The following is a 12039-nucleotide window of genomic DNA, read 5'->3' on the forward strand; positions in this document are numbered from 1 at the left end:
TCAAACCACTGTCAACCACCTCTTTGATCGCTTCCGATCAAAGCACCAACAGGATGAAACCACCACCCTGCCAGCCCGGCGCATTCTACGCAGCTTTCGCTGCTTTGCAACCCCTGCAATCAACTTAACCTCTTGTTTTAAAAGCAGTTAAATGGATTCCTGCGGCGCAAGAGGCAAGCATTATGGGTCACAGCGCTTTATCGCCAAGCTCTCGTTAGCCCCCCCCCCCGCAAGCAGAAACAACAAAGCCGGCACTGCATGCTGCAATACCGGCTTGTTGTTTGCTCCGCCCTGACTACTCGACGCTTTTACGCTTACGCAACTGCAGCAAGTATTGGACAGGGCCCGACGCGGCATACGCCAGGAAGATAATCAACAGAATCCGTGGAGGGTCACTAAAGACCACAGCAAAGACCAGCACCACGACGAGAATAGCCACAAAAGGCACACGCCCCTTGAGGTCTAGATCCTTGAAGCTGTGATACTTGATATTGCTCACCATCAACATGCCCGCCGCAGCTACCAGAATGGCGACAGCAAAGGCCATGTTCGAACCTTGAATACCAAAATCGCTGAATGCCCACACCGTTCCGGCTACCACACCTGCCGCAGCCGGACTGGCCAGACCAATAAAGTAGCGCTTATCAGTACTACCGATCTGGGTATTGAAGCGGGCCAGGCGCAAGGCCGCACCCGCCACATAGATAAAGGCGACCATCCAGCCGACCTTGCCCATACTACCCAACGCCCACTCGAAGGCTAAAAGTGCCGGCGCCACACCAAAGGCCACCATATCGGACAGCGAGTCGTACTCAGCACCGAAGGCGCTCTGCGTATTGGTCAGACGTGCCACACGACCATCCAGACCGTCCAACACCATGGCTACAAAAACAGCAGCGGCTGCCACATAAAAATTGCCGTTCATGGCATTGATGATGGCGTAGAAGCCGGCAAAGAGGTTGGCCGTGGTGAACAGGTTCGGCAGCAAGTAGATACCGCGATGACGAACCTTACGCCCCTCAGCATCCTGCCCTTCTTCTATATGCTCATCAATCGGCAGCAAACTGTCGGCATCGGGCGGCGTTTGGGGCTCATCTGGACGTTCGTTCATGAACAATACCTTGCAACGGATTTGAAGATTTTGACAGACCGCATCGACAAGGGTTCGCCGATACTGCCCATTCAGCACCTCGGCTTTATACCAGAAGCCGTGGCGCACCATGAAAAAACGCGGCCGTGGCCGCGTTTTTCTTTACGTCATAAAAGCTTAGTTCTTGGCTTTGTCGACGATTTTGTTAGCCGAGATCCAAGGCATCATGGAACGCAGCTTCTCACCCACCACCTCAATGCCGTGAGCGGCATTGTTACGACGGTAGGCAGTCATGGAAGCGTAGTTGGTAGCGCCTTCCTGGATAAACATCTTGGCGTATTCACCGTCCTGAATGCGCTTGAGGGCATTACGCATGGCGGCACGGGATTCGGCGTTGATCACTTCAGGGCCGGTCACATACTCACCGTACTCGGCGTTGTTGGAGATCGAGTAGTTCATGTTGGCGATACCGCCTTCATACATGAGGTCAACGATCAGCTTCAGCTCGTGCAGGCACTCGAAATAGGCCATTTCCGGCGCATAGCCAGCGTCAACCAGGGTTTCGAAGCCGGCTTTGACCAGCTCAACGCAACCACCACAGAGAACAGCCTGCTCACCGAACAGGTCGGTTTCGGTTTCGTCCTTGAAGGTGGTTTCGATGATGCCGGTGCGGCCGCCGCCTACGCCAGAAGCGTAGGACAGGGCAACGTTCTTGGCATTGCCGGAGGCGTCCTGGTAGACGGCGATCAGGTCAGGGATACCACCGCCCTTGACGAACTCGGAACGCACGGTGTGACCCGGCGCCTTCGGTGCGATCATGATCACGTCGAGGTCGGCACGCGGCACAACCTGGTTGTAATGGATGGCGAAGCCGTGGGAGAAGGCCAGGGTAGCACCCTGCTTGATGTTCGGCTCGATTTCGCTCTTGTACAGCTGGGACTGGAACTCGTCCGGGGTCAGGATCATGACCAGGTCGGCACCGGCAACGGCGGTGGCCACGTCAGCTACTTTCAGGCCGTGGGCTTCTGCCTTGGCCACGGTGGCCGAACCTTTGCGCAGACCAACGGTGACATCAACGCCGGAATCTTTCAGGTTGCACGCCTGGGCGTGGCCCTGGGAACCGTAACCGATGATGGCAACTTTCTTGCCCTGGATGATCGACAGGTCACAGTCTTTGTCGTAATACACTTTCATGGGAATTCTCCTGTTTAGCTGGCTCAGGGCCATTCGTTCAATAAGTTAGAGACTGAGTACTTTGTCGCCACGGGCAATGCCGGTGACGCCGCTGCGTACGGTTTCCAGAATCGACGCAGTGCCGATGGCCTGGATAAAGCTGTCCAGCTTGTCACTGGTGCCGGCCAGCTGAATGGTGTAGACGCTGCTGGTCACATCGACGATCTGACCACGGAAGATATCGGTGGTGCGTTTGACCTCGGCACGCTGGGCGCCGGTGGCCTTGACCTTGACCAGCATCAGTTCGCGCTCGACGTGAGCGCTCTCCGACAGGTCGACCAGCTTGACCACCTCGACCAGCTTGTTGAGGTTCTTGGTGATCTGCTCGATGACTTCGTCATGCCCCACAGTGGTCAAGGTCAGACGCGACAGGGTCGGGTCTTCGGTCGGGGCCACGGTCAGGCTTTCGATGTTGTAGTTACGCTGCGAGAACAGACCGACCACGCGGGACAGTGCGCCGGGCTCGTTTTCCAGCAGCAGGGAGATAATGTGTCGCATGATTAGGTTCGCTCCGTCTTGCTCAGCCACATATCGCGCATGGCACCGTCTTTGATCTGCATCGGATAGACGTGCTCACTCGTATCCACCTGAATATCGAGGAACACCAGACGATCCTTCATGGCGAAGGCTTTTTCCATCATCGGCTTGAGGTCTTTCAGATCGGTAATGCGCATACCGACGTGACCATAGGCCTCGGCCAGCTTGACGAAGTCCGGCAGCGACTCCATGTAGGAGTGCGAGTGACGACTGCTGTACATCATGTCCTGCCACTGACGCACCATACCCAGCGCACCGTTGTTCAGGTTGACGATCTTCACAGGCAAGCCGTACTGCAGGCAGGTGGACAGCTCCTGAATATTCATCTGGATACTGCCTTCACCGGTCACGCAGGCTACATCATCATCCGGGAAGCTCAGCTTGACGCCCATGGCCGCCGGGAAGCCGAAGCCCATGGTGCCCAGACCGCCGGAGTTGATCCAACGATTCGGCTTGTTGAAGCGGTAATACTGCGCCGCAAACATCTGGTGCTGACCCACATCGGAGGTGACGAAAGCATCCCCGCCCGTGACTTCAGACAGTGTCTCGATCACGGTCTGCGGCTTGATGATGCTGCCGTCGCCCTTGTCGTATGGGAACAGGCCGCGAGTGCCACGCCATTCGTCAATCTGCTTCCACCAACTCGCCAGCGCTTCCTTGTTCAGGTTCTCGCCGATTTCCTTGAGGATGGCGACCATTTCAGTCATGACGCTGTCGACCGGCCCGACAATCGGGATATCAGCCTTGATGGTCTTGGAGATGGAAGCCGGATCGATATCGACGTGGATGATCTTGGCATTCGGGCAAAACTTGCTTGCACCGTTGATCACGCGATCATCGAAGCGGGCGCCGACCGCCAGAATCACATCAGCATGATGCATGGCCAGGTTGGCGGTGTAGCTGCCGTGCATGCCGAGCATGCCGAGGAACTGGCGGTCGGTACCCGGATAGCCACCCAAGCCCATCAGAGTATTGGTGACGGGCAGGTTGAGCATCTGCGCCAGCTCGGTCAGCGGCTCTGCAGCACCGCCCATGATCACGCCGCCACCGGAATAGACGATCGGACGCTTGGCACTGAGCAGCAACTCAGCGGCCTTGCGGATCTGTCCGGAGTGGCCACGCAGGGCCGGACTGTAGGAGCGCAGCTTGACCTTCTTCGGATAGACGTATTCGAACTTTTCAGCCGGATTGGTCATGTCCTTGGGAATGTCCACAACCACAGGGCCTGGACGGCCGGATTGGGCCAGGTAGAAGGCCTTCTTCAGGACTTCCGGGATCTCCGAGGCGTGCTTGATCATAAAGCTGTGCTTCACGATGGGCCGGGAGATACCGATCATGTCGGTTTCCTGGAAGGCATCGGTGCCAACCATGGTGCTCGGCACCTGGCCGGACAGCACCACCATGGGGATCGAATCCATGTAAGCAGTGGCGATACCGGTGATGGCATTGGTTGCACCGGGACCCGAAGTCACCAGCACCACACCGGCCTTGCCGGTGGCACGGGCATAGCCGTCAGCCATATGAGTAGCCGCTTGTTCGTGGCGAACCAGGATGTGATTGACTTCCGGTTCCTTGAACAGGGCATCGTAGATATGCAGCAGAGCACCACCCGGGTACCCATAGATATTCTTAACGCCTTCGTCACGCAAAAAGCGGACGACCATTTCAGCGCCGGATAAAAGCTCCACGTTGTTCACCTCTTGTACGCCAGAATGCCACCCAACAACGAATGGCCCTAAGTAGGTCTTACTGTCAGCGGACACGCACGACGGTGGTCGTGGATTCGGAACATCAGCTTGACGAGTAACGGAGCAGCCCATGGTCTTGCGGGGCTGACCCTCCCAGCGCGAGGTAACGCGTTGCGGGTGTCACGGTTCGGCACGGGTAGCGCCTCTTTTCGCTGAGCTGGAGGACACTTGCGGCGGACTCCACTACAGCGAACGTGGGATTGTTCGGATTCGGCCAGGCCAAGTCAAGTAATCCGTGACGAAATCTGCAAAAGGCCACCCCTGCACGATGACCAAACAGTCCCGCAGGAAAAAACCTGACCCATACTACGGCTCTGTGACAAAGCGCAGGATGACGATTCGGGCATTTTGGTTATAGTAATGAACAGCAATTGCCGCTCACATAAGGAAACAGCATGCGCCGCATGATGATCGCCACCAGCTTGCTGCTTGCCATGAGCACAACAGCCATGGCCGGGCAAATCTATAAATGGGTCGATGCCCAGGGGGTTACCCATTTTGGCGCCCAGCCACCCCAAGGGCAGCAGGCAACGCTGATCAATACGTCAACGCCCTCGCCACGCCCCTCTCTAGCTGAAGAAACGGATGAACAAGCAGCACCTGACCTGGAAACAGGTGATGATCCTGAGCAAGCCGCCATTGATGAGAAAACGCGCCAGGAAGTCGCGGCTCAGGCGGCGGAGCGTAAGCAATACTGCGAAACCGTGCGAACCAACCTGTCGCAGTTACAGAACAATCCCCGGGTACGCACCGAGGTAGATGGGGAAATCCGCAAACTCAGCGAGGATGAGCGCCAGCAGCGAATAGCAGAACTACAGAAATCAATTGCCGAAAACTGCAGATAGTCACCCTGGCTGACCCCGTGTCAGCCAACAATCAAACGATCAAAGTCACCCAGAAGCTTTACTAACGCCCGAGCAGCCACATCAGAGCCATATACCTGCTCAGCCATGACGTGAATACCGGAAGCCTGCGGCAGAGGCGCGCCGCTTTCCAGCAGCTGCTTCATCCGTGGCAGAAAGATCCACTGTAGCCACTGCTCGAAAGCCAGGGTATCGATACAGAAAGGCTGCTGACTGGACAGCGCCTGCTCGCCTGGTGACTCGATTTCCCACCAGCCCTGCACCCTCAGCTCCCGCTCGATCAGCAGCAGCTGATCGGCGATAAGCAGCACCCGAGCTTCCATCACAGACTCACGCGCGCCTGTTCGCGGGCCTGAGCGGCACCTGCCGCATCCCCCTGGCGCTCACGAGCCTGGGCAATCAGATTCCACAGACTGGCCTGCAGAGCCGGACGGCCGGCGGCATAACTCAAGCCACGGCGAGCAAACTGCTCGGCCTGGGCCGCATCGCCCTGGGCCAGGCGCACCTCTGCCAAGCGATAGAGCACCTGGGGCTCACGCGGCGCAATGCGCTGGGCACGTTCCAGGCTCGCCGCAGCGCCATTGAGATCACCACCACCCTGCTGCTGCTGTGCGGTGGTCAACAGCGCCAGCACAGGACCATCAAGTTGCTCGTCCTGAGCCAGGTTGCCGGGAATACCGCTGGGCGCCACAGGTGCTGGAACGCTACCGTAGCCATCGCTCGCCCCGACCGTGGGCGACCAGGGCTCACTGGCGGCACCCGGCGCCGGAAACGACTGAATAGGCGCAGCGCTACCGCCAGGCACCATGACGACAACACCTGCATCCTCAGGAGTACTCTGTGCCTGCACAGACGCACCGTAGCCGCCCTGGGCTGGAGCAGGCTGTCCGATGGAGCTACCAGCATCCACCACCGGAATCGAGCCACGCGGCACCGAGGCGCAACCGCCGAGCAACAAGGCCGCCAGCACAGCAGGAACAAAGCGCTTACTCACAGCAAATCCTCTTCAATTAATCGAGCCAACCACGCACCCAGTCCATCACGGAATCTACCGGAGCCTGCAACCCGCATGGGCTGCCGGGCAATGGCTCACTGCCGCGAATATAAGGCATCTGTACCGTCCCCGGACAGCTTGGATCGGCGCCGCGGGCATCCACTGGGTCAATCCAGGCCTGGGTCACGTTGCCGGGCACTGGCATATCCAATGGCAATGGGTCCGCCCTACGCATAAAGTCGGCCCACACCTGCAGGGCACCGGAGGCACCAGTCAGAGGCGTTGGGCCATTGTCATCACGTCCCAGCCACACCACCGCCAGCACATCCTGGCTGAAACCGGCAAACCAGCTGTCACGGGAATCGTTACTGGTACCGGTCTTGCCTGCCAGATTCAGGGAGCGCGGCAATTGACTGTAAACCGAGCGACCGGTTCCCTCGGCCATGGTGCGCTGCATGGCATTCTGCAGCAGGTAGATGGCCCCGCTGTCAAAACGCTGCTGAATCTGGAAGGGATAACGCTTGAGCGGCTCGCCATCGGCAGTCAGCACATTGCGAATACCACGCAGTGGCGTATTGAAGCCACCATTGGCCAAAGTCTGGTACATGCCCGCCACCTGCAGCGGACTCAAACCGCCAGCCCCCAGCAGCATCGATGGATAAGCCGGCCAATCATGCTCGACCCCGAGCCGCTCCAGGGTTTTCAGCACCGTGGGCACACCCAGCTCCATACCCAGGCGCGTCGTGGACAGGTTGTAGGAATTGACCAGGCCCTGATACAGGTAAATGGTGCCATGGGCCTTGCGATCATAGTTCTGCGGACTCCAGACCTGACCATTGGCCCCCTTGATGGAAAAAGGCTCATCCTCCAGCAGGCTGGTCAGGCTGTATTGACTGGGCCGCTCCAATGCCGCCAGGTAAATGGCCGGCTTGATCAGCGAACCGATCGGACGCACCGCATCAATGGCCCGATTGAAGCCGGCAAAGCGTGGTTGACGGCTGCCGATCAGAGCCTGCACCTCACCGTTTTCCGGATTGGTCACAACCATGCCGGCTTCAACCGCCTCCACGCCCTTGCGCCCCGACAGACGCTTGAGCGAATCAGCCAGGGCGCCCTCGGCCTTGAACTGCAGGATCGGGTCGAAGCTGGTGAAGATACGCAGCCCTTCCTCGGTCAGGTCCTCCTCGCGGTAATCCTCGCGCAACTGCCGCTTGACCAGGTCCAGGAACGCCGGGAAGGAACTGTCGGCCATGCTGCCACGGCGCGTTACACCCAGAGGCTTGGCCTTGGCTGCAGCTGCCACTTCAGCCGTGACCACGCCCTGCTCAACCAGCAGATCCAATACCAGATTACGTCGCTCCAGCGCACGCTCTGGATTACGCCGCGGGTTATAGAAGGTCGGGCCCTTGACCATGCCCACCAGCAGCGCCACCTGTTCGAGCTGCAGCTCGGACAGCGGCTGGCTGAAGAAATACTGGCTGGCCAGGCCGAAGCCATGCACCGCACGCTGGCCATCCTGACCGAGGAACACCTCATTGAGGTAGGCCTCGAGGATCTCCCGCTTGTCGTAGTGCAGCTCCAGCAGCACCGCCATCATGGCCTCAGTGGCCTTGCGCGAGAGGCTGCGCTCATTGGTCAGATAGAAATTCTTGACCAGCTGCTGGGTCAGGGTACTGCCCCCCTGTACCAGCCGACCACTGGTGGCGTTGACCCAGAAAGCCCGGGCAATGCCTTTGGGCGATACGCCAAAGTGGTTGAAGAATTCACGATCCTCCACTGCCACCAGCGTTTCCACCAGATAGGGCGGCACCTGGTCCAGCTTGATCAGCACCCGGTCTTCCTGATGAGCCGGGTACAGGCCACCAATCAGCAAGGGTTCCAGGCGTGCCACCGGCAGCTCGCGGCCATTGGCCAGATTCAGGCCGGCGACAAAGTCACCGGAAAACCGCACCCGCACCCGTTGAGCCGGTTCACTGCTTTCATAGAACTGAAAGCCCCGGGAATGCAGTTCGATGCTGTTGCCCGCCACCGACACCACACCAGGGCCGGAAACCGTTGTCGCGCGACGATAGCCCAGGGCGTCGAGTTCCTGGAGAAAGTCCGCCTTGGCCAGTTTCTGCCCGACAAACAGCTCCAGCGGCCGCGCATAGACCTTCGCCGGCACCGTCCAGCGCTTGCCGGAGAATTTCTCTTGCACCACAGCGTCCAGATAGACCGCGAACACGGCCAGTACCACCAGCCCTACCAGGCCGAGTTTGAGAGCCCAGCCGAACAGGCGGCGCGCCATGCCGGGACGTTTTTTTGCGCGAGAACGGGAAGATCGAGGTCGAGTCATGGCGCGGCATTATACGCACTTTGCAGGGCACCAGCAGGGCACCTTGGCGGTTTGCACAGTGGCGCACAGCAGACATAATGGACGCCTTTTCATAGTCCAAGCACGCCAAGGATCGCCCGTGAGCCAAGCCCTGATCAGCGCATTGCAGAATCCAGCCCTCTACCCCCACCCGGTAGAAGGCTTCCAGGTCATCGAAACCCATATTTCCTGGGTGATTCTCACTGGCCCCTACGCCTACAAGATCAAGAAGCCGATGAACTTCGGCTTTCTCGATTTCACCAGCCTGGCCGACCGCAAGCACTTCTGCGAGGAAGAGCTACGCCTCAACCAGCGCCTGACCCAGGGCCTGTACCTGGAAGTCCTGCCGATCAGCGGCAGCATCGAGGCGCCACAACTGGGCGGCCAGAACCCGGCCATCGAATACGCCCTGAAGATGCGCCAGTTCCCCCAATACCAGATGCTCAGCGCGGTACAGGCCCGCGGCGAGCTGAGCGAAGCCCATATCGATGCACTGGCCAGGCAGATCGCCGAGTTTCACGCGCGCACCCCGGCCGTGGCCGCCGACCACCCGCTGTGCTCGCCGACCGCCATCGTCGCGCCCATGCGACAGAATTTCGAGCAGATCCGCCCCCTGCTCAGCGATATCGCCGATCTGCAGCAACTGGACGCCCTGGAAGCCTGGACCGAAGCCAGTTTCTCCCGTCTGGAGCCCCTCCTGGCTCAGCGGGCGAGCACCGGCTCGATCCGCGAATGCCACGGCGATATCCACCTGGGTAACGCCACCCTGCTGGATGATCAGGTGGTGCTGTTCGACTGCATCGAATTCAACGAGCCGTTCCGCCTGATCGATATCGCCTCGGATGCCGCCTTCCTCGCCATGGACCTCGAAGACCGCGGTCTCAAGGCCCACGCCCGGCGCTTCGTCAATGCCTGGCTGGAACACAGTGGCGACTATGCGGCCCTGGAACTGCTGAACTTCTACAAGGCCTACCGTGCACTGGTGCGGGCCAAGGTCGCGCTGTTCAGCCTGGCCCATCAAAGCGACGCGGTGCAAAGGGCCGTGACCTTGCGCCAGTACCGCAACTACGCCGCCCTGGCGGAGAGCTACAGCGCCATCCCCTCGCATTTCCTGGCCATCACCCATGGTGTATCCGCCGTGGGCAAGAGCCATGTGGCCATGCGTCTGGTCGAAGCGTTGGGCGCCATTCGCCTGCGTTCGGACGTCGAGCGCAAACGCCTGTTCGGCGAACAACAAACGGCCGAACGGGGCCAGATCGGCCAGGGCATTTACAGCGCCGAGGCCGGTGCCGCCACCTATCAGCGCCTGCACCAGTTGGCCCAGGATGCTCTACACGCCGGCTTTCCGGTGGTCATCGACGCCACCTATCTGCAGTGGGCACAGCGCCAGGCCGCCTGGCAAGTGGCCGAAGAGGCCGGCGTGCCCTTCCTGATCCTCGACTGCCAGGCCCCGGAGAGCGTCATTGCCGGTTGGCTGGCGCAGCGCCAGGCCCAGGGCCAGGACCCCTCCGACGCCACCCTGGAAGTGATCCAGGCCCAGCAGGCCACGCGCGAAGCGCTGTCCACCGAGGAGCAGGCCCACAGCAAGCGCGTCGACACCCATGACAGCACCAGCCTGGACAGCCTGATCGAGCGCATTCGCCAGCGGCTGCCCAATCTCTGAGGCATGCGGGCCTGCCAACCAGGCCCGCAACAGGCAAAGACTCGGGCGGCTTCTATACTGCAGGGCAGAACCTCTGCATGGATGACGCCCCATGAGCCAGCCGCGCCAACTGGACACCCCGCTCTACCGCCTGATCCACACTGAAGACATCAAGGGTTTCAACGCACAAAAACCCAAGGAGGGCCCGGTCGACCTGAGCGGCGGCGATTTTCGCGGTCTCGACCTGCGCGCCCTGGATGCCCAGGGTATTGATTTCAGTGACGCCTACTTTCGCGGCAGTGACCTGCGCGGCCTGGATCTGCGCAACACTCGCATGGAAGGTGCCAGCCTGGCTCATGCGCAGATCTCCGGCGCCTACTTCCCGGTGGAACTGACCGCGGACGAGATTCTGATGTCGGTCAACTTCGGCACCCGCCTGCGCTACAGAAAAAGCTAGCGATGAGCACAGTTGCCGAACTCTTTGGCGCCCAGGCCGGCGCCTATGCCAGCTATCGCCCTGACTACCCCGCCAGCCTGTTTACCTGGCTGGCCCAGCACAGCCCAGGTCGGCAGCGTGCCCTGGACATCGCCTGTGGCAACGGCCAGGCCAGCCTGCCCCTGAGCCGCTATTTCAGCCAGGTGCTGGCCAGCGATGCCAGCCTCGCCCAGTTACAGAACGCCAAAGTCCACAACGGTGTGCACTACTATGTGGCCCCGGCCGAGCACCAGCCTCTGGCGAGTGCCAGCCTCGACCTGATCGTGGTGGCGCAGGCCCTGCACTGGTTCGCCCATGACAGTTTTTTCGCCGAAGCCGAGCGCCTGCTCAAACCCGGCGGCCTGTTCTGTGCCTGGTGCTACAGCCTGATGAGCATCAACACCGAACTGGATAGCATCATCCACGACTTCTACTGGCACAACCTGCACGGCTACTGGCCCGCAGGGCGTGAAAGCGTCGACCGGGGCTATCGTGACATCCAGCTGCCCTGGGCCGCCATCACACCGCCAGAGCTGGCCCTGCAAGCGCAGTGGACATTGCCTCACCTGCTGGGCTACCTGCACACCTGGTCGGCCTTGCAGCGTCTGGCAGCCGAACAGGGACAGGATCCGCTGCTCGCCCTTTATCCCCAGCTGCAGCATGCCTGGGGCGACCCCGAGCAAGCCCGACACATCAACTGGCCACTACACTTTGTCACAGGCATCAAACACTGACGCCCTCCTCACCTGATACAGGCAAGGCGACTGGATGAATGACGAACTGCAGCATTTGAAAAATCTCGGCAAAACCTCGGCGCAATGGCTGCATGCCTCGGGCATCCATAGCCTCAACGACTTGCGTCGCCTCGGCGCAGTGGCTGCCTATCGAGCGGTCAAGGCCCGCGGTTTCAGGGTTTCCAAGGTCCTGCTGTACGCCATAGAAGGCGCCCTGCTGGACGTACACTGGAACGACCTGCCACCGGCACACAAGGCCGAGCTCAACAAGCAGATCGAACTCGGCCCCCGCGCGAACAAGAGCTAGCTCACAACCTGCGCGCCCGGGGATTTACCTGAGCCGCGCTCCAGCCTATTGTTTGAGGGACGT

General features: G+C 60.1%; 12 protein-coding genes. 5 read left to right on the top strand and 7 right to left on the bottom strand.

Features of this window, described 5'->3' with window-relative positions:
• Positions 1 to 295 precede the first annotated feature (295 nt).
• From pssA to GJV18_RS14920, 4 genes are all read right to left on the bottom strand, one after another.
• On the bottom strand, positions 296 to 1111 hold the full coding sequence (gene pssA / locus GJV18_RS14905) for a CDP-diacylglycerol--serine O-phosphatidyltransferase (RefSeq protein ID WP_160347001.1): 816 nt from the start codon (positions 1109 to 1111) through the stop codon (positions 296 to 298).
• Positions 1112 to 1267: 156 nt separating this feature from the next.
• Positions 1268 to 2284 carry a ketol-acid reductoisomerase gene (ilvC, locus tag GJV18_RS14910; RefSeq protein WP_160347003.1) on the bottom strand — a complete coding sequence of 339 codons (1017 nt, stop codon included), beginning with the start codon at positions 2282 to 2284 and terminating at the stop codon, positions 1268 to 1270.
• Between the two features lie 45 nt (positions 2285 to 2329).
• Entirely contained in the window at positions 2330 to 2821 is a 492-nt protein-coding gene (gene ilvN / locus GJV18_RS14915; RefSeq protein ID WP_160347005.1) for an acetolactate synthase small subunit, read from the bottom strand.
• A gap of 2 nt (positions 2822 to 2823) precedes the next feature.
• A complete protein-coding gene (locus GJV18_RS14920; protein ID WP_160347007.1) occupies positions 2824 to 4548 on the bottom strand; it encodes an acetolactate synthase 3 large subunit in 1725 nt (574 codons plus the stop codon).
• Positions 4549 to 5003: 455 nt separating this feature from the next.
• Here GJV18_RS14920 and GJV18_RS14925 point away from each other — a divergent pair, with 455 nt between their 5' ends.
• Positions 5004 to 5453 carry a DUF4124 domain-containing protein gene (locus tag GJV18_RS14925; RefSeq protein WP_160347009.1) on the top strand — a complete coding sequence of 150 codons (450 nt, stop codon included), beginning with the start codon at positions 5004 to 5006 and terminating at the stop codon, positions 5451 to 5453.
• A 20-nt stretch (positions 5454 to 5473) separates the two neighbouring features.
• Here the strand turns inward: GJV18_RS14925 and GJV18_RS14930 are convergent, their stop codons facing one another.
• From GJV18_RS14930 to mrcB, 3 genes are read right to left on the bottom strand one after another with little or no spacing between them, the layout of a single operon-like run.
• Positions 5474 to 5794 carry a YqcC family protein gene (locus GJV18_RS14930; RefSeq protein ID WP_160347011.1) on the bottom strand — a complete coding sequence of 107 codons (321 nt, stop codon included), beginning with the start codon at positions 5792 to 5794 and terminating at the stop codon, positions 5474 to 5476.
• Positions 5794 to 6465: a tetratricopeptide repeat protein gene (locus tag GJV18_RS14935; RefSeq protein ID WP_160347013.1), complete on the bottom strand. Its 672-nt coding sequence runs from the start codon at positions 6463 to 6465 to the stop codon at positions 5794 to 5796. The genes GJV18_RS14930 and GJV18_RS14935 overlap by 1 nt, the downstream gene beginning before the upstream one ends.
• Positions 6466 to 6481: 16 nt before the next feature.
• Positions 6482 to 8800: a penicillin-binding protein 1B gene (gene mrcB, locus GJV18_RS14940; RefSeq protein ID WP_160347015.1), complete on the bottom strand. Its 2319-nt coding sequence runs from the start codon at positions 8798 to 8800 to the stop codon at positions 6482 to 6484.
• Positions 8801 to 8918: 118 nt separating this feature from the next.
• Here mrcB and GJV18_RS14945 point away from each other — a divergent pair, with 118 nt between their 5' ends.
• From GJV18_RS14945 to GJV18_RS14960, 4 genes are all read left to right on the top strand, one after another.
• Positions 8919 to 10481, top strand: a complete 1563-nt coding sequence (locus GJV18_RS14945; RefSeq protein WP_160347017.1) for a bifunctional aminoglycoside phosphotransferase/ATP-binding protein — start codon at positions 8919 to 8921, stop codon at positions 10479 to 10481.
• A gap of 91 nt (positions 10482 to 10572) precedes the next feature.
• Positions 10573 to 10917 (top strand): pentapeptide repeat-containing protein, encoded by a 345-nt coding sequence (locus GJV18_RS14950; RefSeq protein ID WP_160347019.1) that lies wholly within the window; start codon positions 10573 to 10575, stop codon positions 10915 to 10917.
• A 2-nt stretch (positions 10918 to 10919) separates the two neighbouring features.
• The gene (locus GJV18_RS14955; RefSeq protein ID WP_160347021.1) at positions 10920 to 11669 is read left to right on the top strand and encodes a class I SAM-dependent methyltransferase; all 750 of its coding nucleotides are present in this window, start codon (positions 10920 to 10922) and stop codon (positions 11667 to 11669) included.
• 34 nt (positions 11670 to 11703) lie between these two features.
• Positions 11704 to 11976 carry a TfoX/Sxy family protein gene (locus GJV18_RS14960; protein WP_160347022.1) on the top strand — a complete coding sequence of 91 codons (273 nt, stop codon included), beginning with the start codon at positions 11704 to 11706 and terminating at the stop codon, positions 11974 to 11976.
• The last annotated feature ends 63 nt before the right edge of the window (positions 11977 to 12039 follow it).

This window comes from Pseudomonas xionganensis (assembly GCF_009763245.1).
Lineage (GTDB): Bacteria > Pseudomonadota > Gammaproteobacteria > Pseudomonadales > Pseudomonadaceae > Aquipseudomonas > Aquipseudomonas xionganensis.